This is a genomic window from Paenarthrobacter sp. NPDC089675, from assembly GCF_044749185.1.
Lineage (GTDB): Bacteria > Actinomycetota > Actinomycetes > Actinomycetales > Micrococcaceae > Arthrobacter.
The window spans coordinates 774,513-796,910 of record NZ_JBIVHM010000001.1 but is presented as its reverse complement, the minus strand read 5'-3'; the positions used below and the strand labels follow the sequence as shown (position 1 = coordinate 796,910).

Here is a 22,398-nt window from a genome sequence, read left to right as displayed (position 1 = left end):
TACCGGCAGCGGCCTAGCCGCGCAAGCCGCCCAGGGTTTCCTCGGTGGCGTTGCGCAATCCTGCCACGGAAGGCCCTGCCGCGAGGATACCCCGGCTGGAGGTTGCCAGGACCGCCGGATAGGCGGCCCCGAACGTTTTCCGCAGGTCAGCGGGGGTGGCACCTTGCGCACCCAGCCCGGGGGCAAGGATGGCGCCCCGCAGCGGACCGAGGTCAATGCCGAGGTCGTCCAAGGCGGAACCGATGGTGGCTCCCACCACCACGCCCACTGAGCCCAGGGATCCCCCATACCGCTCATTCTCAGCCGCGGCTTCCACCACGATCCTGCGCGCAACTGAATCGGCGCCGCCAACGTGCTGGACGCTCTTGCCCTCGGGATTGGACGTCAAGGCGAGCACGAACACTCCCCTGCCGTACTCCGCTGCCAGGTCCAAGGCAGGTCGAAGCGACTCAAAGCCAAGGTACGGGCTCAACGTCACGGAATCCGCGGCGAGGGCTGAACCATCGCGGAGCCAGGCATCAGCGTAGGCGGCCATCGTGGAACCGATGTCGCCACGCTTTGCGTCCGCGATACTGAGCACTCCGGCTTCCGTCGAAGCGGCAAGGGTCCGTTCCAGCACCGCCATACCGGCAGAGCCATGGCGTTCGTACAAGGCCACCTGCGGCTTGACCGCGGCAGCGAGGGAAGCCACGGCCTCCACAACGGTGAGCGAAAAGCGCTCCAGCCCGGCGACGTCGTCGTTCAATCCCCAGTCCGCCAGCAGCTGGGGGTGGGGATCGATGCCGACGCACAGCGGACCACGGGAGTCCATGGCCGCAGCCAGCCGGGAGCCGAAAGACTCCCGGGCAGGCTGCTGTGTTTCATACTCGGTGCCGGACTCAGGCATTGGCCGCTTCCGTTGCAGATACCAGGTTGGCTGCGTGCTCCTGAAGGCTGGTCACCGACCACTCGTAGGTGCGGAGTGCTTCGATGGCCTGGACCGCGGCGTTGAACTCCGCCACGGTGGTGATGCAGGGAATTCCGATGGACGTTGCTGCCGCGCGGAGTTCGTAGCCGTCGCTGCGGGCCTCGCCGCCGGAAGGCGTGTTGAACACCATGTCGATCTCGCCGGCAACAACGAGGTCGGCAATGGTGCCCTCGCCTTCGGCACTGCTGCCTTCGGCGACCTTGCGGACCGGGGTGGCCTGGATGCCGTTGCGGCGCAGGACGTCGGCCGTTCCACCGGTGGAAACGATTTCGAAGCCGAGGTCGGAGAGGCGCTTGACGCCCATGATCACCGAGCGCTTGTCACGGTTTGCCACGGAGACGAAGATCTTGCCGCCGGTGGGCAGAGCGTTGTTGGCACCGGACTGGCTCTTGGCGAACGCGGTGTCGAAGTGCTTGTCGATGCCCATGACTTCACCCGTCGAACGCATTTCCGGGCCCAGGAGGGAATCAACGACCTTGCCCTCGGGGGTACGGAAGCGGCTGAACGGAAGCACGGCTTCCTTCACCGCGACCGGGGCATCCAGCGGGAGCGTGGAGCCATCGCCGGTCTCGGGCAGCATCTTGTAGGCGCTGCGCAGCTGGTTGATGGTCACGCCGGTACCGATGAGCGCCGCGGCCTTGGCCATCTGTACACCGGTTGCCTTCGAGACGAACGGCACCGTCCGGGAGGCACGCGGGTTGGCTTCGAGTACGTACAGGACGTCCGATGCCAGCGCGAACTGGATGTTGATCAAGCCGCGGACGCCAACACCCTCGGCGATGGCCCGGGTAGCCTCGCGAACACGCTCGATCACGTTGTTGCCGAGGGTGATCGGGGGCAGGACACACGCGGAGTCACCGGAGTGGATACCGGCCTCTTCGATGTGTTCCATGATGCCGCCGAGGTACATGTCGGTGCCGTCGAAGAGGGCATCGACGTCGATTTCGACGGCGTCCTCCAGGAAGCGGTCGATCAGCACCGGGTGGTCCGGGGTGATTTCCGTGGCATTTGCGATGTACCGGGACAGGTTGGCTTCGTCGTAGACGATCTCCATGCCGCGGCCGCCAAGAACGTAGGACGGACGTACGAGGACCGGGTAGCCGATCTCGTCGGCAATCTTCTTGGCATCCTCGAAGGAAACCGCGGTGCCGTTCTTCGGGGAGGTCAGGCCGGCCTCATCCAGGACGCGGGCAAAAGCACCGCGGTGTTCGGCGAGGTCGATCGCTTCCGGCGACGTGCCAAGGATCGGTACGCCGGCGTCGGCAAGCTGCTGGGCGAGCTTCAGCGGAGTCTGGCCACCGAGCTGGACGAAGACGCCCATGACTCCACCGGTGCGCTCTTCAGCGGCGATGACTTCGAGGACGTCCTCAAGGGTCAGCGGCTCGAAGTAGAGGCGCGTGGAGACGTCGTAGTCGGTAGAGACGGTTTCCGGGTTGCAGTTGACCATTACGGTCTCGTAGCCGGCCTTGCGCAACGCCATGGAGGCGTGGACGCAGGAGTAGTCGAACTCGATGCCCTGGCCGATGCGGTTGGGGCCGGAGCCAAGGATGATGACGGACGGCTTGGAGTGCAGGCCGACTTCGTCTTCCTCGTCGTACGCCGAGTAGTGGTACGGGGTGTACGCAGCGAATTCCGCGGCACATGTATCCACCGTCTTGTAGACCGGGCGGATGCCAAGGGCCTGGCGGACGCCACGGACAACGGCCTCGGAGTTGTGCGTCAGGGCACCGATCTGCTCGTCCGAGAAGCCGTGGCGCTTGGCGTTGCGGAGCATGTCCTCGGTGAGGACGCCGGCCTTGCGGATCTCCTGGGCCGTTTCATTGAGGAGCTGGAGCTGGTCCAGGAACCAAGGATCGATCTTGGTGGCCTCATAGAGGTCCTCCACCGTGGCGCCGCCAAGGAGGGCGCGCTGGACCTGGTAGAGGCGGTCCGTGGTGGGGCGCTTGGCCTTCTCGATCAGCTCGGCCACTTCGTACTCCGGTACGGAGCTGAAGTCCAGCTGCGAGCCCTTCTGCTCCAGGGAGCGCAGGGCCTTCTGCAGGGCCTCGGTGAAGTTGCGGCCCATGGCCATGGCTTCGCCCACGGATTTCATGGTGGTGGTCAGTGTGTTGTCCGCAGCGGGGAACTTCTCGAAGGCGAAGCGCGGGACCTTTACCACCACGTAGTCGAGCGTCGGCTCGAAGGAGGCCGGGGTCTTCTGCGTGATGTCGTTCGGGATCTCATCCAGCGTGTAGCCAAGGGACAGCTTGGTGGCGATCTTGGCGATCGCGAAGCCGGTTGCCTTGGAAGCCAGCGCGGAGGAGCGGGAGACACGCGGGTTCATCTCGATAACGACGACGCGTCCCGTGTCCGGGTTGATGGCGAACTGGATGTTGCAGCCACCGGTGTCCACGCCGACTTCGCGGATCACGGCGATGGCGACGTCGCGCAGCTTCTGGTACTCGCGGTCCGTCAGCGTCAAAGCCGGTGCAACCGTGATGGAGTCACCGGTGTGGACGCCCACGGGATCGAAGTTCTCGATGGAGCAGACAACAACGACGTTGTCGTTCTTGTCGCGCATCATCTCCAGCTCGTATTCCTTCCAGCCAAGGATGCTCTCTTCGAGCAGGACCTCGGTGGTGGGGCTGTACTGGAGGCCCTGGCCTACGATGCGGCGCAGGTCGTCCTCGTTGTAGGCCAGGCCCGAGCCCAGGCCACCCATGGTGAAGGACGGACGGACGACCATCGGGTAGCCGAGGTCCTCGGCCGCCTTGAAGGCCTCATCCATGGTGTGGATGATGTGGCTGCGGGCGGACTCCGCCCCGCAACGCTCAACGACACCCTTGAACTTCTCGCGGTCTTCGCCGAGTTCGATTGCCGCAATGTTGGCGCCGATCAGCTCGACGTTGTACTTCTCCAGCACGCCGTTCTTGTCCAGGGCGATTGCGGTGTTCAGTGCAGTCTGGCCGCCAAGGGTGGGAAGCACGGCATCCGGACGCTCCTTGGCGATGATCTTCTCGACCACCTCGGGCGTGATCGGCTCCACGTAGGTGGCATCGGCGAACTCGGGGTCCGTCATGATGGTGGCCGGGTTGGAGTTGACCAGGATGACCCGAAGCCCTTCGTCCTTGAGGACGCGCAAGGCCTGGGTTCCCGAGTAATCGAACTCGGCCGCCTGGCCGATGACGATGGGGCCGGAACCGATGACAAGGACGCTCTTGAGATCTGTACGCTTGGGCATTACTTCTGGTCCTCAGTCTTGGTTTCGGTGTTCTTTGCGGCGGCCGCTTTCGTATCGGCCATGAGGTCGATGAAGCGGTCGAAGAGGTAGGCGGCGTCGTGCGGTCCCGCGGCCGCCTCGGGGTGGTACTGGACCGAGAAGGCCGGGATGTCGAGGCAGGCGAGCCCTTCAACGACGTCGTCATTCAGCGAGACGTGGCTGACCTCGACGCGGCCGTACCGCTCTTCGGGGGCCACGCTCGCACCGTTCATGGGCGCATCAACGGCGAACCCATGGTTCTGCGAGGTGATCTCCACCTTGCCGGTGCGGCGGTCCATGACCGGCTGGTTGATTCCGCGGTGGCCGTAGCGCAGCTTGTAGGTGCCGAAGCCGAGCGCGCGGCCGAGGATCTGGTTGCCGAAGCAGATGCCGAAGTACGGCAGCTTCTCGTCCAGGACCGAACGGAGGAGCTTGACCTGGTGGTCAGCCGTGGCGGGGTCGCCGGGGCCGTTGGACATGAAGAAGCCGTCCGGGTTGACTGCGTTGACGTCATCGACCGTAGCGGTGGCCGGCAACACGTGGACGCGTACGCCGCGCTCAGCGAAACGGACGGGGGTCATCGCCTTGATGCCGAGGTCGACGGCGGCAATCGAGAACCGCGGTTCGCCGTCCCAGCCGTGGTCCTTGGGCTCCACGACGTAGGCTTCATCGATGCTGACTTCCTCGGCGAGGGCCGCACCTTCCATCGGTGCGCTGGCCAGGACGACGTCCAGCAGCTCCTTGTCCGTAGCCTTGGCTGCCTCACCGGAGAAGATGCCGGCACGCATGGTCTTGTGCTCGCGAAGGTGGCGGGTGATGGCACGGGTGTCCACACCCTGGATGCCCACGATGCCCTGTTCCACCAGTTCCTCGTCGAGGCTGCGTTCCGAGCGCCAGTTCGAGGGACGGCGGGCGGCGTCGCGGACGATGTAGCCCGCAACCCAGATCTTTCGGGACTCAGCGTCTTCGCTGTTGACGCCGGTATTTCCGATGTGCGGAGCAGTCTGCACTACCAGCTGGCGGGCGTAGGAGGGGTCCGTGATGGTCTCCTGGTAGCCGGTCATGCCGGTGGCGAAGACGGCTTCACCGAGGGCAGTGCCCTGGGCGCCGTAGCTGCGGCCGCGGAACGTCCGGCCATCTTCCAGCACTAATACGGCTGCTGAGGGGGTTGGTGTGGTGGCTGCGTTGCTTTCCGTCACTTTATTACTTTCCACTATCGGCATCTGCCTGAGGGGCTGCGGAGGTCAATTCTTGAAGGGCTTGGAGAAGGAGTTTTTGGTCTGCGGAGCGCCTGGATCGGAAACCGGTATCGAGTTCACGGCTCCCCAGCATCCAACTGATGACCAGGAGTCCGTCCTTTTCGACGAACTTTCCGGCCATGCCCGCGGCCTGTCTGCTGTCCGTCACCGCTGCGCGCGGGATGAACACCGGGGCTGCTCCTGGCCGGTCGAACAGGACGCCTTCGGCATGGATACTCAGTTCCGCGTTGGTCCGGAGGCCCAGGCCCTGGACAGCGATCCGATCCAGCCAGTCCCCGGCAGTCGTGGTGGCTACGTACTGGCCTTCCGCTGCGACTGTGGCCGGTGACAAGTGCTGCGGCACCTCCGGGAGGCGTTCGACGTCGGACTGGCGCCGGAGCCTGCTCCGCCACCCCAGCCCGATCATCGTCAAAACGACGACGATCAGGGCTACAGTGACGAGGGCTGAGAGCATCTGGGTGTCCATCAGGCGCCGCTGACCGCCCCGGCGGGCGTTTCGAGGATTCCGGGGTACCGGTAAGGGGTGTTGAGCCGGCCGTTCAGGACGGTCGGGTGGCCTTTGAAGAACGTGGCCACGACGGATCCGGGCAGCTCCTTGCCCTTGAACGGTGAATTGCGGCCCATGGTGGCCATCTTATGGGGGTCCACCGTCCATCGCGCAGCCGGATCCACCAGGATGACGTTGGCCGGCTCGCCTTCCTCCAGGGGGCGGCCCTGGTCAGCCACCCGGCCGATCAGCGCCGGCGTGAAGGACGTGACGCGGGCGAAGTCCGCCCAGGTCATGAGGCCGGTTTCGATCATGGTTTCCTGGACCACGGACAACGCCGTCTCCAGGCCGGTCATGCCCATGGCGGCCTGGGCCCACTCGCATTCCTTGTGCTCGCTCGGGTGCGGCGCATGATCCGTTCCAACGACGTCGATAGTGCCGTCCGCGAGACCCTCCCGGAGGGCCTGGACGTCCGCATCGGTGCGAAGGGGCGGGTTGACCTTGAAGACGGGGTCGTAGCTCCGGACCAGCTCGTCCGTGAGGATGAGGTGGTGCGGGGTCACCTCTGCGGTGACGTTGATGCCGCGGGCCTTCGCCCAGCGGACAATTTCCACGCTGCCGGCCGTCGAGACGTGGCAAATGTGCAGGCGGGAACCCACGTGCTGGGCCAACAGGACATCCCGGGCGATGATGCTTTCCTCGGCAACAGCCGGCCAGCCTGCCAGGCCGAGCACGGCGGACACGGCGCCTTCATTCATCTGCGCACCGGCAGTAAGGCGTGGTTCCTGTGCGTGCTGGGCCACCACGCCGTCGAACGCTTTGACGTACTCCAGGGCACGGCGCATCAGGACCGGATCGTGGACGCAGATGCCGTCGTCGGAGAACATGCGGACCTGGGCGCGCGAATCGGCCATGGCCCCCAGTTCGGCGAGTTGCTCGCCGGCCAATCCGACCGTCACTGCTCCCACAGGGCGGACATCGACCCAGCCCGAAGCGCGGCCGAGGCTGTGCACCTGTTCCACGACACCGGCGGTGTCTGCCACCGGGTTGCTGTTGGCCATGGCGTGCACGGCGGTGAAGCCACCCAGGGCAGCGGCGCGGGTGCCGGTCTCCACCGTTTCCGCGTCTTCACGGCCGGGCTCCCGCAGGTGGGTGTGGACATCAACCATGCCCGGGAGGGCAACCAGGCCAGCAGCGTCAATGACGGTTGCCTCGTCGTCCACCAGGTCCTTGCCGCGTTCGGCAATGATGCCGTCGCGAATCAGGAGGTCTTCTGCTTCGCCGCCCAGAATGGCGGCCCCGCGGATCAGGTAAGTGTTCCCGGCCATCAGTTGTTCTCCTTGGTGGGCTGGTTGCTTGCAGTGGTAGCGGCTTCGCGGGGATCCCCGGAGAGCAGCAGGTAGAGGGCTGCCATGCGCACGGAAACACCGTTCCGCACCTGGGCGAGGACAGTGGAGCGCGGCGAGTCTGCGGCCGCCGAGGAGATCTCCAGGCCCCGGTTCATCGGTCCCGGATGCATGATGATCGTGTCCTTCATGCCCAAGTCATCCAAGGTTTTCAGGCGTGCGTCGTCGAAACCCCAGCGGCGCGAGTACTCGCGCGTTGACGGAAAGAAGGAAGCGTTCATGCGCTCACCCTGGACGCGAAGCATCATCATCGCGTCCACACCCGCTTCGAGGGTTTGGTCAAGGTTGTAACTGACCTTGCAGGGCCAGTGTTCGACGCCGATCGGCAGCAGAGTGGGTGGCGCAACGAGGGTGACCTCTGCGCCCAGGGTCTTCAGGAGCCACACGTTGGAGCGGGCCACGCGGGAGTGCAGCACATCGCCGGCGATGGCGACGCGCATGCCTTGGAGGTTCGCGCCCGCGGAGGCAATGCCGTTGATCTGCGACCAGTGGCGGCGCATGGTGAAGGCGTCCAGCAGCGCCTGGGTGGGGTGTTCGTGGGTGCCGTCGCCTGCGTTGATCACCGCGGCATCGATCCAGTCCGTGGCGGCCAAACGATGCGGCGCACCCGAGGCCCAGTGGCGGATCACCACGGCGTCGGCCCCCATGGCGGCCAGGGTCTGGGCGGTGTCCTTGAGGGACTCGCCCTTGGACACGGAGGATCCCTTGGCTGCGAAGTTGATGACATCGGCAGACAACCGCTTGGCTGCAGCCTCGAAGGAGATCCTGGTGCGCGTGGAGTCCTCGAAGAAGAGGTTCACCACCGTGCGTCCGCGCAGGGCGGGAAGCTTCTTTACCTCGCGCTCCCCCACGGCAGACATTTCTTCGGCGGTATCCAGGATGCGGATGGCATCACGGGCGCTGAGGTTCTCTGTGGAAAGGAGATGCTTCATTTGCCCGCCTCGATGACTACCTCATTGACCGGCGTGCCGTTGACCGAGTCGGTTTCCTCCAGGTGGACACGCACTTTCTCCACGGATGACGTGGGGAGATTCTTGCCCACATGATCGGCGCGGATCGGGAGTTCACGGTGGCCGCGGTCAACCAAGACCGCCAGCCGGACGATCCTGGGGCGGCCTAGGTCCACCAAAGCGTCCAGTGCGGCCCGGATGGTCCGGCCTGAGTAAAGGACGTCGTCGATGAGCACCACGACCTTGTTGTCGATACCCGAAAGGGGCAGACGCGTATGGTGGGGGGGCCGCGTGGGCTGGTGCGAGAGATCGTCGCGGAACATGGTGACATCCAACTGGCCGACGATTGTTTCGGCATTCACCGCGGGGTCAGCGGCCGCGATCTTATTCGCGAGCCGGACAGCCAGCGGGTAGCCACGGCTGGGAATGCCGAGCAGGACAAGATCCTGGGAGCCCTTGTTGGCCTCGAGGATCTCGTGGGCGATACGAGTGAGTGCACGGTCAATGTCCGCCTGGTTGAGTACAACCCTCGACGGAACCTGTGCTGAAGCAACTTCAGTCATCGCTCGTCTCCCCTTTCCCCGCCTCACGGGACGGAATTAAAAAAGGAATATTTGCCCTTCAAAACTACCACAGCAGGTTGCGGGGCCTGAGGGGATGACGGCGGCAAAGAGTGAGTTTAAGGTCACAGGTACGGACGGTGGCTTAGGCTCGGAAGAATGAGCAGCACCAACGATGGCCGGCAACCTTACCCACGCCCCTATCTGGAACCGGCCGCAAACCCAACGTGGATTGGACGGGTCCAGCCCGGCAACTTCCAGCCTGCCCCGGGCAACCCGGTTGACTTGCCGCGACAGCACTGGGCGGCGCCTTCCCCCGCACGCCGGCAGTGGGGGTTGCTTCCCTTGCTCTTGGCCGGTGGTGTGCTGGTCTTAGGAAGCCTTGTTCTGGTGGTTCCGTTCCTTTTGGGCAATACCGGGGTCGCAGGTTTCGCCATCGGATTCATCGCGTCGCTGGTTCCACTGACGGCGGTGCTGCTGGCAGTCAGGCTCATCGACCGCTGGGAACCGGAGCCGCGCAGGCTGCTGTGGTTCGCCTTCACGTGGGGTGCTGCGGTATCCGTCGCTGCAACGCTCCTGATCCAGCCGGTGTTCGCCCTTGCCGCTCCGCGGACCAGCGAGGACGCCTTCGCATATTTCATGGCCACAGTCGAGGCCCCGGTCGTTGAGGAGTTCAGTAAATCCCTGGGGCTGCTCCTGCTGCTCCTGGCTGCGAGGAAATACTTCGACGGACCGGTGGACGGCGTTGTTTTTGCCTTCACCATTGCGGCTGGCTTCGCCTTCACCGAGAACATCCTCTACTTCGGACGGGAAATCGCATCGTCGTCGGAGCCCGGACCTGATTTCCTGCGCATCTTCATCCTCCGCGGCGTCATGTCTCCGTTTGCCCACGCCATCTTTACTGGCACCACGGGCCTGGTGATGGGGTTCGCGGCTCGGAAGTGGCATGCCGGCTATGCAGTTCTTGCGTTCTTCGTCGGCCTTGTCCCGGCCATGTTCCTGCATAATCGCTGGAACAGCATGGGCCAGGACTTCCTCGCAGAGTACTTCGTGGTCCAGGTGCCCATCTTCCTGGTCGCAGCCCTGGGTATTGTCCTCCTTCGCCTCGCGGAGGGAAAGCTTACGCGGCAGCGGCTGCTGGAGTATGCACGAGCCGGCTGGTTCACCCCGGCGGAAGTGGAAATGCTGGCGACCGCCCACGGCCGGAGACAAGCGCACCGCTGGGCGGCGTCGCGCGGACGGGCTGCGCAAATGCGGGCCTTAATCCGCGGCGCAACAGCATTGGCCTTTACCCGGCAACGCATCCTGAGCGGCCGCGACGTGCAGTTGCACCAACAGGACGAGCTCGAGCAATTGCAAGGCATCCCGGCGCTGCGATCGGCCGTCCTCCAATAGGAAAACCCGCTGCCACAGTCTCCTGCGGCAGCGGGTTTAAACGTTTGGTGCTTCGGCGTGCCGGCTAGGCCAGCAGCGAAGGCTTGAGCTTCTGCAAACGCCCGAGCAATCCGTTGATGAAGGCCGGGGATTCATCCGTGGACATGGTCTTGGCCAAGGCCACGGCTTCGCTCACGGCGACGCCGTCAGGTACGTCGTCGTTGTAGAGCAGTTCCCAGGCTCCGATGCGCAGGATGATGCGGTCCACGGACGGCATCCGTTCCAGCGTCCAGCCTTGCGCGTAGGTTTCCAGGAATTCGTCGATGGTCGGCTGCAACGACACCACGCCCTCCACGATTTCCACCGTGTAGGGGTTGATCACAATGTCTGTCTTCTCCCGGCGCGCACGCAGCGCATCGAAAGCCGAGACGGAACGCTGTTCCGCTTCGAAAAGTACTTCCAGGGCCCTGCTACGGGCCTTACCGCGGGCACTCACTAGTCGTTGACCCGGCCCAGGTAGCTGCCGTCGCGGGTGTCCACCTTCACCTTGGTGCCCTGTTCAACAAACAGCGGTACCTGGATTTCGTAGCCGGTCTCAACAGTTGCAGGCTTGGTGCCTGCGGAGGAACGGTCGCCCTGGAGGCCAGGTTCGGTGTAGGTGATCTCGAGGACCACGCTCGGCGGGAGTTCGATGTAAAGCGGAGTTCCTTCGTGGATGGCGATGTTCACCATCTGGTTCTCCAGCATGAAGTTGGTTGCGTCGCCGACCGTCGCGCCCGAAACGTGGATCTGGTCGTAGTCGCTGGTGTCCATGAAGACGAAGTCTTCGCCGTCCTGGTACAAGTACTGGTAATCGCGGCGGTCTACCGTGGCGGTCTCGATCTTCAGGCCGGCATTGAAGGTCTTATCCACTACTTTGCCGGACATGACGTTGCGCATCTTGGTGCGGACGAAGGCGCCACCCTTGCCGGGCTTGACGTGCTGGAACTCAATGACGTTCCACAGCTGGCCCTCGAGCTTCAGTACGGTTCCGTTCTTGATGTCGTTTGTGGTTGCCACTCGTATCCTCTGGTCTCTCGCACTGTCCAAGCCGGCTTTTTAAGTGTCCAGCCATATGCCAAGCCGGCATGCCAAACGGCCAGCCAGCGCGTATTTATCAAAAATCCAAGAACCATTCTACCGGCAATTGCCGGAAGGCTTGCGACCGGGGCCTCCAGGCCCTGCTAGGACGCGACTTCCACCACGTCCCGGGCGCGCTGCAAGGCAACGGCCGAAGAGTAGATCAACGCAGCGTCGGCGGCCATGGCAACCCTCAGGTCCAAGGCCCTGGCAAACTCCTCCGAGGCAGCCAAGGCGTTGCCGCTCACAAAGAAAGCGCGGCCAAGGTACTGGTGGACGACAGCTTCCTTGGTGGTGCCCTGCACCTCGTGGAGCAGTTGCCGGAACAACTGGACCGCGCGGTCGTGCCGGTTGGTTGCGCGATGGACCTCAGCCTCAAAAATCCTGAGGCGGAAGGACTCGGGGTCCTTATAGCGTGCCTCGGCCAACAGCTCGGCGGCCTCTTTCGGCTGGTTTTCCAGCAACAGGGCCATTATCCGGTCGGCCGGATCTTCGGAGGCCGCAAGGGCCGACTCGAGGGCGTCCTCGTTGACCACGACAGGCAACAGCGTGTCCGGGTTCATCCGGACACCGGGGAAGCCCGCTGTTGGCCAGTCGCTGACGCCTTCTCCCACAGTGGCCGTCATGATGCGATCTCCTGGTATGCGGCAAAGAGCAGCGACGTATCGGGAACGTCGAGGATGCCGGGCTTTGCAACACCGTCCAGGACAACGAAGCGAAGGAGGTCCCCGCGCGACTTCTTGTCACGGCGCATGCCGTCCAGCAAGCCCTGCCACCGGTCCTTGCGGTAGGTGATGGGCAGCCCGAGGCTCTCCAAAATCGTGCGGTGGCGGTCGGCGTCGGCATCGGACAGCCGCCCGACGCTTCGGGAAAGCTCGGCGGCGAACATCATGCCGACAGAAACGGCCGCTCCATGCCGCCATGAGTAACGCTCGACCAGCTCAATGGCATGGCCGAGCGTATGTCCGTAGTTCAGGATTTCCCGGAGTCCGGATTCCTTGAGGTCCTGCGAGACCACATTGGCCTTCACCGCAATGGCCCGCTCGATCAGTTCACGGATAACTGCGGAACCGGGGTCGGACACTGCGTCGGTGTTCTTCTCCACGAGGTCCAGAATGGCCGGGTCTGCAATGAATCCGCATTTGATGACCTCGGCCATGCCGGAAATGAGCTCGTTTTTCGGGAGCGTCTGCAACGTGTCCAAATCGGCGAGGACGGCTGCCGGCGGGTGGAACGAACCCACGAGGTTCTTCCCTTCCGCGGTGTTGATCCCTGTCTTGCCGCCAACAGAAGCGTCCACCATGCCCAGCAGGCTCGTGGGCATGTGGATGACTTTGACGCCGCGCAGCCAAGTGGCCGCAACGAAGCCTGCCAGGTCCGTGACGGCACCTCCGCCGACAGCCACAATGGCGTCGGATCGAGTGAAATCGTTCTGCCCCAGGACCTGCCAGCAGAACGCCGCAACTTGGATGTGCTTGCCCTCTTCGGCGTCCGGGATCTCGGCAGTGAGCGCAGTGAAGCCCGCGGACTCCAGTTCGTCACGGACGGTATCGCCGGTCAGTCGCAGGGCGCGGGGGTGGATGACCAAAACACGGCGCACACGTTCACCGAGCCGCGCCGGCAGGGACTCCAGGAGTCCTCGACCCACGACGACATCGTAATTGTCAGAGGGAGATTGCCCGGTGACCTTGATGACAGTTGCTTCGTTGCTCACTTTTCAACTTCCTCTTTCAAGGCTGCGTGCTCGCGCAGCCGCTCCTCCAGCAGGAGGGCGATTTCCGCCACGGAACCGGTCCTGACATCCAGGACAATGTCCGCGAGGCGCTCGTAGACCGGCCGCCTGGCAGCAAACAGGGTTTCCCAACGGGACATGGCGTCCCCCTGCAGCAACGGCCGGCCGGTATTCCGCGCGATCCTGTCCGCCACGGTTTCGGCATCGCATTCCAGGTACACCACGATGCACTCCCCCAGGATTTGCTGTGTGCCGGAGTCCAACACCGCGCCTCCGCCCAGGGAGATGATGGCGGGCTCTTCCTTGGCGGATTCGACCGACTTGGCCACCGCACGGGCTTCGATCTCACGGAATGCATGTTCCCCGCGCCCGGCAAAGATGTCCGCGATGCTGCCGTGCGCAGCAACCACAACGGCGTCGGTGTCCACGAATGGAACATCGAGCTGTTGTGCCAACTGCAGGCCAATGGCGGACTTTCCCACCGCCATTGGACCCACGAGGACAACGGGCCGGCCTATCCTGCCGCCCGGAATCACGGGGGCCACTACCGGCCGACCGTGTCCAGGGTTGCCGGGATGTTGTCCAGGTAGCTCTGCAGGTTGCGTGCTGTCTCGGCGACGGAGTCGCCACCGAACTTCTCTGTGATGGCCTCGGCCAGCACCAGGGCCACCATTGCTTCGGCGACCACGCCGGCGGCGGGTACGGCACAAACGTCCGAACGCTGGTGGTGGGCTTTCGCGGGCTCGCCCGTGCTGACGTCAATGGTGCGCAGAGCACGCGGGACTGTGGCGATCGGCTTCATGGCGGCACGGACGCGCAGGACCTCGCCAATGCTCATGCCGCCTTCGATGCCGCCGGCACGGTTGGTTTGGCGAACGATCCGGCCGTCATCATCCTTGACGATTTCGTCGTGGGCGGCAGAACCGCGGCGGGCTGCGGTCAGGAAGCCATCGCCAACCTCAACGCCCTTGATCGCCTGGATGCCCATGAGAGCTGCCGCCAGGCGCGAGTCGAGCCTGCGGTCCCAGTGGACATAGCTGCCCAGTCCCGGGGGCAGCCCGTAGGCCAGGACCTCAACGACGCCGCCCAGGGTTTCGCCTTCCTTATGCGCGGCATCCACCTCGGCCACCATCGCATCGGAGGTTTCACGGTCAAAGCAGCGCAGCGGATCCGCATCCAGGGCGATCACGTCGCCGGGCAAGGGCAACGGACGGCCTTCCGGGACAGCCACGCTGGCGATGGAGACTGTGTGGCTGACGAGCTCGACTCCAAGCTGCTTCAGGAACTGTGCAGCGACGGTGCCGAGCGCCACGCGCGTAGCGGTCTCGCGGGCGCTTGCCCGTTCCAGGACCGGACGGGCCTCATCGAATCCGTACTTCTGCATACCGGTGAAATCTGCGTGTCCGGGACGCGGTCGGGTCAGCGGAGCGTTCCGGGCCTGGTCCGCAAGGAGCGCTTCGTCCACGGGGTCGGCAGACATGATTTGCTCCCACTTGGGCCACTCGGTGTTTCCTACCTGGATGGCCACAGGGCCGCCCTGGGTGATCCCATGGCGCACGCCACCCATGATGGTGACCTCGTCCTGCTCAAACTTCATGCGGGCACCACGGCCGTACCCCAGGCGACGGCGCGCCAGGGCGTCGCGAATCTGCCCACTGGTGAGTTCAACACCAGCGGGCACACCTTCAACAATTCCGATCAAAGCCGGACCGTGGGATTCACCGGCAGTCAACCAACGCAACATATAACCAATCCTGCCATGTAAGGCCTCTAGAACACCCGCCGGGGAAGCCCGACTGAGTCGCACATCACATCTATGACGGCGGCATCCACTTCGCGTCCGGTAAAGAGACGGATCTGCTCCGCCGCTTGGTACATCAGCATCTCCAGCCCGGGAACCACTTTTCCGCCGTGCCGTTGCCATGCCTCTGCCAGTCGGCTGGGCCATGGATCATAGGCAACATCGAGCAAGACGCCGCCCGCGGTGTTCGGAAGTGCTGAAATCTCCTCCGCCAAGGCATCCGCCGCGCGCGGCGGGAACGTCGAAACCACCAGGTCGCAGGCTGCCACGGCGGTAGCCGCCTCGGCCAGCGGCCTTACCGACAAGGAAAGTCCGACGGCGGCAGCGGCGTCCCGGGCTTCTGCGGCCCGTGCTACATCCCGCACGAAGACGTCCACGTGGACTGCCCCAAGCGCGTGCACAGCCGCGATCGCTGCGGCTGAAGTACCACCCCCACCGAGCACGGCCGCCCGGGCCGTCGAGGCAAGGCCCGCGTGCCGAACCGCCTCCACGATGCCCGGAACATCGGTGTTGTAGCCAACCCGACGGACCGAACCGCCGTCGTCCTCAAATGCAACCGTGTTCAGGACCCCCAGGTGGGCGGCGGCTCCACGGAGCTCATCGACCTCCCGGACCATGGCGGTCTTCAACGGCATGGTCACCGAGAGCCCGCACCATGCGGCATCGCGCCTGACCGATTCCATGAAGGAAGGCAGCGTTTCGGCGGTCAGGTCGATCGCCGAATACTCGATGTCCACCCCGAGCTTCGCATACGCGGCAGTGTGCATCGCCGGAGACTTCGAGTGGGAGATCGGGTGTCCAAGAACCGCGGCCCGGCGGCTCACACGCAGCGTCCTGCGTTGGCCGCGCACCAAGCGTTGTACTGCTCAACGTAGGTGTTGTGCTCGGCCAGCGTCTTGGAGAACTTGGTTTCCTTCGTATCGAGGTTGATGGTCACCCAGTAGAGGTAGTCGTTCGGCGTCGGCTTGGCCGCGGCATCGATTGCGGTCTTGCCCGGAGAACCGATGGGACCGGCAGGCAAGCCCACGTTTGCGTACGTGTTGTACGTGTTCGACTTGTCGGCCTTCTCTTCGTCGGTCAGGTGGAAGGATTTCTTGCCCAGCCCGTAAGTCACCGTGGCATCGGACTGGATCAGTCCGTTGGTCTCCTTGTTGTCCGGCTTGAGCCTGTTGTAGATGGCGCCCGCAACGTTGCCGTAATCGGCTTGGCCGCCCTCCGCCTGGACAATGCTGGCGATCGTCACGACGTCGTATTGCTTTGCAGGGTCCGTGACGCCCTGGGCCTTGAGTTCATCCAAGGTGGCCTTCACCAGGCTCTGGATGATGTCCTTACCGGAGGTTCCCAGCGGGAAACGGTACTCACCGGGGGCAAGGAAGCCCTCAAGGTTCTTCGCCTTGGCCGGGAGCCCGAACTGTCCCGGCGCCTGGTTGAGGGCGTTGAGCTGCTGGATCGGGATTCCGGACCCCTTGGAAATGGCATCCAGCGATTCATTGATCCGGAGGCCCGCGCTCAAGGCAAAGTAGATGACCTTGGAGGCGTCCTTGTTGGAGAGGATGGCGACCGCATCGGAGTTCTTCATCTCCGTCTTGAAGGTGAAGTCCCCGGGCGACAAAACGCCACCCTCGGCCACGAAAGCCTTCACGAAGCTGTCGGCGTCGGCAACGACCTTCTTCGATGCAAGATCGGCGGCAACCTGCTTGGGACCTGCGCCTTCGGGGACTGTGACTGTGACTGAGCCTGTACCTGGACCCGGGTAATCAGTCACCTTGTCCATGCCTAGAAGCGGTTTGAGGAACTGCGCCCCGATAGCGATCGCGGCAACGAAGACACCCAGCGTGATCAGCAGCGCGAGGATACGACGACGACGGCGGGCCTTGCGGGCAGCAGCCTTGGACACCGGCGTCTCCACTGCGGGAAGGAACTCGTGCTCATGCTCCTCGGCAAGCCCGTGGTGGTCCTCGGGGTGGACCTCGTGGTGCTCTTCGTAGTCGTAGTGGCTGGCGTGGTCCGGGTGGATCCCGTCGGCGGGGATTAATCCGTGGTCCGCGTGGACCTCGTGATCGGGGTGGTGGACGTCGTGAACCTCGTGGTCGGGGTGGACGTCGTGGACCTCAAGGTCAGGGTGGACCTCGTGGTCCGCCTGTTCTTGGTGGACGTCGTGGACCGTGCCCACTTCCTGTTCCGTTGGGCCTTGGTGGTGGTCGGGTCCGTGGGACGGGTCCTGCCCATGGTCGGGAATCCGGCTCCCCGTGCCTGTCCCGGCGTCGATATGGCCGGCATATGCGTGGACCACAGCGGGCATGTGGGTGGTGGAGTCTTCCGTTGCGGCCACGGGCTCCCGGGCTGCCTCGGACTCTGCCGCGACGGGCTCCGGAGCGCTGGCCGGGGCGGCGTCCGGAACAGGAGGCACCACGGTAGGCGGCGCTGCAAAAGAACGCTGCGCGCCTGCGGCATTGGGGACCGCAGGCACGGGACGGGGCAGTTCGGGCTCCGCCTCGGCGGGAGCACCTGCTTCGCCTGGCGTGGCCTCCGGAACGGGTACCACGTTCTGGTTCTGCGTGGCGAGGAATCGTTCCCGCGCACGCAATTCCTTGCGGGTCAGCGGCATGCCACCGCTGCTCGCACCGCTGGAGGGGTCGTTGTTGACCGGGCTCACAGTTGCAGTCCCCTCGTAGAAGAATCTGGTTCACTGCCGGAGGCGTCCCGCGGCGTTGGGGCGCTGCTGGGTACATCGGACTGCGCCTGCACGCGGCGGCCTACGTCCGTTCCTCTGGCTTTTTGCATGTCGATTGCGTGCTGGAGTATTCCTGCAGCAGCAACCTGATCAACCACTTTACGGTGGTTCTTGCTGCTCATGCCAGCTTCGTGCAGGTTGCGGTGCGCCGTAACGGTGGATAAACGCTCATCCACGAGGTTGACCAGGACGTCCAATCCGGCACGAAGCAGGGCTTCTGCCAACAGTTCGGCATAGGCCCCGGCCATCTGCGCGGACCCCCGTTCCTCGCCTTTCATGGTGCGCGGCAGGCCCACAAAAACCTGGACGGCTTGGAGCTCCGCCGCGTGCTTCACGAGGACACCGATATCGGAGTTCTTCTTTGTGTCCCGTCCGATGGTCTTCAACGGCGTGGCGAGGATGCCGTCAGGGTCGGAGACTGCCACCCCCACCCGGACGGTGCCGACGTCCACTCCCAGCTTGATGCCGCGGGGGTAGACGCCGGCGTTAGTAGTGGAACCCACCGTCAGCGCTTGCCTATCGCATCAACGACGGCGGAGAGGGCGTCGGTGACCTTCCCGGCGTCCGTGCCGCCGCCCTGGGCGACGTCGTCCTTGCCTCCGCCGCCCCCGCCGAGGATTCCGGCCGCGATTTTCACCAGCGCACCTGCCTTCACGCCGATTTCACGTGCGGCCTCGTTGGTTGCGACCAGGATGATCGGCCGATCGTTGCTGACACCCGCTACTGCCACGGTGGAAGCCTCGGAACCCAATCGGTTACGCAGGTCCAGGGCGAGGTTCCGGAGATCGTCCGCGCCACCTACCTGGCCGGCGTCGTGGGCGATGACCCGCACACCGGCTGCATCGCGCGCAGTTCCAACAAGGTTTGCGGCAGCAGCTGCGAGTTGCTCCTTGCGGAGGCGGTCCAACTCCTTCTCCGTGGCCTTGAGCTTGTTCAAGGTGCTGGAAATCCGGTCGGCCAACTGGCCGGAGGGAACCTTGAGCAGCTCCGTGAGCTCGGTGACCAAAGCACGTTCGGCAGCGAGGTGGCGGAAAGCGTCCAGTCCGACGAACGCCTCGACACGGCGGTTCCCGGAACCAACGGACTGCTCCCCCAGCAGCGACAGGCTGCCGATGAGGGACGTGTTTGACACGTGGGTGCCACCACAAAGCTCACGGGACCAGGCGCCGTCGATCTCCACCACGCGCACTTCGCTGCCGTAGTTTTCACCGAACAGTGCCATGGCGCCGAGCGCCTTGGCCTCTGCCAGGCCCATCACCTTGGTATCCACCCGATAGTTGTTCCGGATGGCGATGTTGGATACTTCTTCGATTTCCGAGCGGGTGGCGGCACTGAGGCCTTCACCCCAGGCGAAGTCGAAGCGCAGGTACCCGGCCTTGTTGAAGGAGCCGCGCTGGGTGGCTTCCGGCCCGAGGATCTGGTGGAGGGCGGCGTGCACAATGTGCGTTCCGGTGTGAGCCTGCTCTGCTGCGTGGCGGCGTTCACGGTCGACGGCGGCACGCACCAGGGCGTCGCCGGCGATCTCGCCCTCGCGGACGATCGCCTTGTGGACGCTCAGGCCCTTGACGGGACGCTGGACGTCCAGGACTTCCACCACGAACCCATCGCCGGTAATCAGGCCGGTGTCCGCTGACTGGCCGCCGGCCTCGGCATAGAACGGAGTTTCGTTGAGGACGAGCTCGATCTCGTCACCCGTGGAGGCATGACTGATCCGGCGGCCGCCGCTGACGATGCCGCGAACCCGTGACTCGCCTTCCAATTCGTCGTAGCCGGTGAAGACGGTGTCGCCCTCGCCCAGCAGCTCCTGGTACGCGGCGAGGTCGGCGTGGCCGCCCTTCTTGCCCTTGGCGTCGGCCTGGGCGCGTTGGCGCTGTTCCAGCATGAGGGCACGGAATCCTGCCTCATCCACTTTGAGCCCGGCTTCTTCAGCCATTTCCAGCGTCAGGTCGATGGGGAATCCGTAAGTATCGTGCAAGGTGAACGCATCGGCACCGGACAACGGCACACCAGCGGCCTTGGATTCCGCCACTGCGTCCTCGAGGCGTGCGGTACCGGAGGCAATGGTGCGCAGGAAGGCCTTTTCTTCGGCGTAGGCGATGCGGCTGATCCGGGCAAAGTCCGTGTCCACTACCGGGTATACGCCCTTCATGGCGTCACGCGAGACGGGAAGCAGCTCCGGGAGGCAGGCCGACTCGACACCAAGCAGGCGCATGGCCCGGACAGCGCGGCGGATCAAGCGGCGCAGCACGTAGCCGCGGCCTTCGTTCGACGGGGCAACGCCATCGGCAATAAGCATCAGTGCCGAGCGGATGTGGTCGGCCACGACCCTCATCCGGACATCGTCCGTGTGGTGCGGATCCTCAGCCGTCTCGGCCGAGGTGTACTCCTTGCCGGACAACTCGGCTGCCTTGTCGATGACGGGACGGACCTGGTCGGTCTCGTACATGTTCTCCACACCCTGGAGGATCATCGCGAGGCGTTCCATGCCAAGGCCGGTGTCAATGTTCTTGTTGGGCAGTTCACCCACGATGTCGAAGTCCACCTTCGAGCGGACATTCTCGATCTGGTACTGCATGAACACGAGGTTCCAGATCTCGATGTAACGGGTTTCGTCAGCGATGGGGCCGCCTTCGATCCCATATTCCGGACCGCGGTCGTAATAGATTTCCGAGCACGGTCCTGCAGGGCCGGGCTGGCCGGTGTGCCAGTAGTTGTCAGACTTACCCATGCGCTGGATCCGCTCGGCCGGAATGCCGGTGTTCTTCAGCCAGAGTTCCTTGGCTTCGTCGTCTTCCTCGTAGACCGTCACCCACAGGCGCTCGGCCGGAAGTCCATAACCGCCGTCGTCAACGCTCTTGGTGAGCAGCTCGAAAGCGAACTTGATGGCGTCTTCCTTGAAGTAGTCGCCAAAAGAAAAGTTGCCGCACATCTGGAAGAACGTGCCGTGGCGGGCGGTCTTGCCGACTTCCTCGATATCGCCGGTGCGGATGCACTTCTGCACACTGGTAGCCCGGCTGTAGGGCGGCTCTTCGCGGGCCGTGAGATAAGGGATGAACGGCACCATGCCGGCCACGGTGAACAGAAGAGACGGGTCGCTGGAAACGAGCGACGCGGAGGGAACGGCTGTGTGACCCTTGCTGACAAAAAAGTCCACCCAGCGCTTGGTGATCTCCTGCGACTTCATTTGCTGATTACTTACCCTTCTCATTTACTGCACGCGTTGTGCGCGGTACCGGCCGGCGCCGTTCCGCAGCTTTCCATTCTGCCCTGTTGCGGGCGCGGGGGCGAACCCGGCGTTACCTCTTGCCGGCCTCGTTGATGCCCAGGGCGGCCCGAAGGTCCTCTTCACGCTCGTGCATGCCGAGCCGAACAGCGTCCGCGAAATCGAACAAGCCGTCGGCCAGGCGGCCCACCGCCCGGTTGAGTCCGTCGGGACCTATGTTCGCCTGTGCTTCGTTGAATTTCTTGAAAGCAATGACGCCGATCGCGACGCCGATGCCCATCCACACGATTCTCTTCATGAGTCCTGTTCTCCCGTCAGGTCAGCGGCTGCGGCGGCCGGAAGAAGGGGCACGCCGTCCGGCGAATGCCGAACGGACACCGTAACTGAAGGCGGCAACCTTGATAAGCGGGGAACCAACGGTGGCTGCAACCAAGGAGGACAGCGCCGAAATGTTGGCCGAAGCGTCCGAGACGTTGGAGGCGATTCCATCCACCTTCTTCAACTGCTGGTTGGTGGTGGAAACCGTAGCGGTCACCTCGTCCATCAGGGGCGCCGCACCGTCGCTGATGGAGCGGATGGACGTGCGGACTTCGTCAAAGACGCCGCCGAGCTTCAAGATAGGCACGGCCAGCAACAGCACCAGGAGCGCGAAGACCCCTGCGGCAATCAGGCCGGCGATGTCGCCACCAGACATAGAAATTCATCTCCTAGGATCGTTGCGCTGCCTGTACCCGCCGGATCCGGCACGGCCAAGGCCTCCCCCAAGTACATTACAGACAAATGGAGCCCGGCCTCACCTGGAATGTGCGCGGGCCGCAAAGACAAAGAAGCCCGTGGCTGGTGCCACGGGCTTCTTTGGATACGCTGCCGGAATTTAGCGTGCGTAGAATTCGACGACGAGCTGCTCTTCGCAGATCACGGGGACCTCGGAGCGCTTGGGGCGGCGAACGAGGCGTGCCTGCAGAGCTTCGATCTTGACGTCGAGGTAAGCCGGCGTGGTTGCCAGGACGTGTGCACCTGCTGCTGCTGCCTGGAACGGTGCCATGACCTCGGAGCGGCTGTGGACGTGGATGAGCTGGCCTTCACTGACGCGGAAGGAGGGGCGGTCCACGCGGATGCCGTCAACCAGGATGTGGCGGTGCACAACCAGCTGGCGGGCCTGGGCGATGGTGCGGGCGAAGCCTGCACGGAGCACCAGGGCGTCCAGACGCATTTCGAGCAGCTCAACCAGGTTTTCACCGGTCAGGCCCTTGGTGCGACGTGCTTCTTCGAAGGCACGGGTCATCTGGGCTTCGCGGATGCCGTACTGGGCGCGCAGACGCTGCTTTTCGCGCAGACGAACGGCGTAGTCGGAGTCCTGCTTCTTGCGGGCACGGCCATGCTCACCGGGGCCGTACGGGCGGCGCTCCATGTACTTGGCGGCCTTGGGGGTCAGAGCAATGCCGAGTGCACGCGAGAGGCGTGCGGTACGGCGAGCACGAGTGTTGTTAGCCACTTGTGTCCTTCCAATTACTGCGGTGTGTCAGTGTTACTGGCCTCCATCAGGGA

At 64.2% G+C, this 22,398-nt stretch carries 21 protein-coding genes; 1 reads left to right on the top strand and 20 read right to left on the bottom strand.

Annotated features, from left to right (window positions below; genetic code table 11):
• Nucleotides 1–13: 13 nt before the first annotated feature.
• From pyrF to pyrR, 7 genes are read right to left on the bottom strand one after another with little or no spacing between them, the layout of a single operon-like run.
• A complete protein-coding gene (pyrF, locus tag ACIPY2_RS03790) occupies nucleotides 14–886 on the bottom strand; it encodes an orotidine-5'-phosphate decarboxylase (RefSeq protein ID WP_400265014.1) in 873 nt (290 codons plus the stop codon).
• The gene (gene carB, locus ACIPY2_RS03785) at nucleotides 879–4,187 is read right to left on the bottom strand and encodes a carbamoyl-phosphate synthase large subunit (protein ID WP_400265013.1); all 3,309 of its coding nucleotides are present in this window, start codon (nucleotides 4,185–4,187) and stop codon (nucleotides 879–881) included. Before carB ends, pyrF begins: the two co-directional genes overlap by 8 nt.
• Nucleotides 4,187–5,428 (bottom strand): glutamine-hydrolyzing carbamoyl-phosphate synthase small subunit, encoded by a 1,242-nt coding sequence (gene carA, locus ACIPY2_RS03780; protein WP_400265012.1) that lies wholly within the window; start codon nucleotides 5,426–5,428, stop codon nucleotides 4,187–4,189. The genes carB and carA overlap by 1 nt, the downstream gene beginning before the upstream one ends.
• A complete protein-coding gene (locus ACIPY2_RS03775; RefSeq protein ID WP_400265011.1) occupies nucleotides 5,409–5,930 on the bottom strand; it encodes a hypothetical protein in 522 nt (173 codons plus the stop codon). The genes carA and ACIPY2_RS03775 overlap by 20 nt, the downstream gene beginning before the upstream one ends.
• Complete coding sequence (locus ACIPY2_RS03770; protein ID WP_400265010.1) at nucleotides 5,930–7,279, bottom strand: dihydroorotase; 1,350 nt, start codon at nucleotides 7,277–7,279, stop codon at nucleotides 5,930–5,932. Before ACIPY2_RS03770 ends, ACIPY2_RS03775 begins: the two co-directional genes overlap by 1 nt.
• Nucleotides 7,279–8,289, bottom strand: coding sequence for an aspartate carbamoyltransferase catalytic subunit (locus ACIPY2_RS03765; protein ID WP_400265009.1), 1,011 nt, complete (start codon nucleotides 8,287–8,289; stop codon nucleotides 7,279–7,281). Before ACIPY2_RS03765 ends, ACIPY2_RS03770 begins: the two co-directional genes overlap by 1 nt.
• Nucleotides 8,286–8,870 carry a bifunctional pyr operon transcriptional regulator/uracil phosphoribosyltransferase PyrR gene (pyrR, locus tag ACIPY2_RS03760; protein ID WP_400265008.1) on the bottom strand — a complete coding sequence of 195 codons (585 nt, stop codon included), beginning with the start codon at nucleotides 8,868–8,870 and terminating at the stop codon, nucleotides 8,286–8,288. The genes ACIPY2_RS03765 and pyrR overlap by 4 nt, the downstream gene beginning before the upstream one ends.
• A 156-nt stretch (nucleotides 8,871–9,026) precedes the next feature.
• On the opposite strand from pyrR, the gene ACIPY2_RS03755 reads away from it, so the two are divergent.
• A complete protein-coding gene (locus ACIPY2_RS03755) occupies nucleotides 9,027–10,262 on the top strand; it encodes a PrsW family intramembrane metalloprotease (RefSeq protein ID WP_400265007.1) in 1,236 nt (411 codons plus the stop codon).
• 64 nt (nucleotides 10,263–10,326) lie between these two features.
• Here the strand turns inward: ACIPY2_RS03755 and nusB are convergent, their stop codons facing one another.
• The 13 genes from nusB to rpsD all read right to left on the bottom strand — a co-directional run bounded on the left by nusB (nucleotide 10,327) and on the right by rpsD (nucleotide 22,345).
• Nucleotides 10,327–10,737 carry a transcription antitermination factor NusB gene (gene nusB, locus ACIPY2_RS03750; RefSeq protein WP_400265006.1) on the bottom strand — a complete coding sequence of 137 codons (411 nt, stop codon included), beginning with the start codon at nucleotides 10,735–10,737 and terminating at the stop codon, nucleotides 10,327–10,329.
• Nucleotides 10,737–11,300, bottom strand: coding sequence for an elongation factor P (efp, locus tag ACIPY2_RS03745; RefSeq protein WP_021470603.1), 564 nt, complete (start codon nucleotides 11,298–11,300; stop codon nucleotides 10,737–10,739). Before efp ends, nusB begins: the two co-directional genes overlap by 1 nt.
• 164 nt (nucleotides 11,301–11,464) lie before the next feature.
• Nucleotides 11,465–11,986: a tetratricopeptide repeat protein gene (locus tag ACIPY2_RS03740; RefSeq protein WP_400265005.1), complete on the bottom strand. Its 522-nt coding sequence runs from the start codon at nucleotides 11,984–11,986 to the stop codon at nucleotides 11,465–11,467.
• Nucleotides 11,983–13,074 carry a 3-dehydroquinate synthase gene (gene aroB, locus ACIPY2_RS03735; protein ID WP_400265004.1) on the bottom strand — a complete coding sequence of 364 codons (1,092 nt, stop codon included), beginning with the start codon at nucleotides 13,072–13,074 and terminating at the stop codon, nucleotides 11,983–11,985. The genes ACIPY2_RS03740 and aroB overlap by 4 nt, the downstream gene beginning before the upstream one ends.
• Nucleotides 13,071–13,580, bottom strand: coding sequence for a shikimate kinase (locus tag ACIPY2_RS03730; RefSeq protein ID WP_400265003.1), 510 nt, complete (start codon nucleotides 13,578–13,580; stop codon nucleotides 13,071–13,073). Before ACIPY2_RS03730 ends, aroB begins: the two co-directional genes overlap by 4 nt.
• Nucleotides 13,581–13,636: 56 nt before the next feature.
• Nucleotides 13,637–14,836 carry a chorismate synthase gene (gene aroC / locus ACIPY2_RS03725; RefSeq protein ID WP_400265002.1) on the bottom strand — a complete coding sequence of 400 codons (1,200 nt, stop codon included), beginning with the start codon at nucleotides 14,834–14,836 and terminating at the stop codon, nucleotides 13,637–13,639.
• A 26-nt stretch (nucleotides 14,837–14,862) separates the two neighbouring features.
• Entirely contained in the window at nucleotides 14,863–15,717 is an 855-nt protein-coding gene (locus tag ACIPY2_RS03720; protein WP_400265001.1) for a shikimate dehydrogenase, read from the bottom strand.
• The gene (mltG, locus tag ACIPY2_RS03715) at nucleotides 15,714–17,549 is read right to left on the bottom strand and encodes an endolytic transglycosylase MltG (protein WP_400265000.1); all 1,836 of its coding nucleotides are present in this window, start codon (nucleotides 17,547–17,549) and stop codon (nucleotides 15,714–15,716) included. The genes ACIPY2_RS03720 and mltG overlap by 4 nt, the downstream gene beginning before the upstream one ends.
• Nucleotides 17,546–18,130 carry a Holliday junction resolvase RuvX gene (ruvX, locus tag ACIPY2_RS03710; RefSeq protein ID WP_400264999.1) on the bottom strand — a complete coding sequence of 195 codons (585 nt, stop codon included), beginning with the start codon at nucleotides 18,128–18,130 and terminating at the stop codon, nucleotides 17,546–17,548. Before ruvX ends, mltG begins: the two co-directional genes overlap by 4 nt.
• A 2-nt stretch (nucleotides 18,131–18,132) precedes the next feature.
• Nucleotides 18,133–20,811, bottom strand: a complete 2,679-nt coding sequence (alaS, locus tag ACIPY2_RS03705; RefSeq protein ID WP_400264998.1) for an alanine--tRNA ligase — start codon at nucleotides 20,809–20,811, stop codon at nucleotides 18,133–18,135.
• Between the two features lie 112 nt (nucleotides 20,812–20,923).
• A complete protein-coding gene (locus ACIPY2_RS03700) occupies nucleotides 20,924–21,148 on the bottom strand; it encodes a DUF6167 family protein (RefSeq protein WP_400264997.1) in 225 nt (74 codons plus the stop codon).
• Between the two features lie 21 nt (nucleotides 21,149–21,169).
• Complete coding sequence (locus ACIPY2_RS03695) at nucleotides 21,170–21,544, bottom strand: DUF948 domain-containing protein (RefSeq protein ID WP_400264996.1); 375 nt, start codon at nucleotides 21,542–21,544, stop codon at nucleotides 21,170–21,172.
• A 180-nt stretch (nucleotides 21,545–21,724) separates the two neighbouring features.
• Complete coding sequence (gene rpsD, locus ACIPY2_RS03690; RefSeq protein ID WP_400264995.1) at nucleotides 21,725–22,345, bottom strand: 30S ribosomal protein S4; 621 nt, start codon at nucleotides 22,343–22,345, stop codon at nucleotides 21,725–21,727.
• Between the last annotated feature and the right edge of the window lie 53 nt (nucleotides 22,346–22,398).

Bases quoted from the DNA above. Each gene is read 5' to 3' on its own strand.
- ACIPY2_RS03755 (WP_400265007.1), top strand. From the start codon at position 9,027: ATGAGCAGCACCAACGATGGCCGGCAACCTTACCCACGCCCCTATCTG.
- ACIPY2_RS03765 (WP_400265009.1), bottom strand. From the start codon at position 8,289: ATGAAGCATCTCCTTTCCACAGAGAACCTCAGCGCCCGTGATGCCATC.
- ACIPY2_RS03730 (WP_400265003.1), bottom strand. From the start codon at position 13,580: ATGGCGGTGGGAAAGTCCGCCATTGGCCTGCAGTTGGCACAACAGCTC.
- carB (WP_400265013.1), bottom strand. From the start codon at position 4,187: ATGCCCAAGCGTACAGATCTCAAGAGCGTCCTTGTCATCGGTTCCGGC.
- pyrR (WP_400265008.1), bottom strand. From the start codon at position 8,870: ATGACTGAAGTTGCTTCAGCACAGGTTCCGTCGAGGGTTGTACTCAAC.
- carA (WP_400265012.1), bottom strand. From the start codon at position 5,428: ATGCCGATAGTGGAAAGTAATAAAGTGACGGAAAGCAACGCAGCCACC.
- ACIPY2_RS03695 (WP_400264996.1), bottom strand. From the start codon at position 21,544: ATGTCTGGTGGCGACATCGCCGGCCTGATTGCCGCAGGGGTCTTCGCG.
- ACIPY2_RS03770 (WP_400265010.1), bottom strand. From the start codon at position 7,279: ATGGCCGGGAACACTTACCTGATCCGCGGGGCCGCCATTCTGGGCGGC.
- ACIPY2_RS03775 (WP_400265011.1), bottom strand. From the start codon at position 5,930: ATGGACACCCAGATGCTCTCAGCCCTCGTCACTGTAGCCCTGATCGTC.
- aroC (WP_400265002.1), bottom strand. From the start codon at position 14,836: ATGTTGCGTTGGTTGACTGCCGGTGAATCCCACGGTCCGGCTTTGATC.
- pyrF (WP_400265014.1), bottom strand. From the start codon at position 886: ATGCCTGAGTCCGGCACCGAGTATGAAACACAGCAGCCTGCCCGGGAG.
- ACIPY2_RS03700 (WP_400264997.1), bottom strand. From the start codon at position 21,148: ATGAAGAGAATCGTGTGGATGGGCATCGGCGTCGCGATCGGCGTCATT.
- ACIPY2_RS03740 (WP_400265005.1), bottom strand. From the start codon at position 11,986: ATGACGGCCACTGTGGGAGAAGGCGTCAGCGACTGGCCAACAGCGGGC.
- alaS (WP_400264998.1), bottom strand. From the start codon at position 20,811: ATGAAGTCGCAGGAGATCACCAAGCGCTGGGTGGACTTTTTTGTCAGC.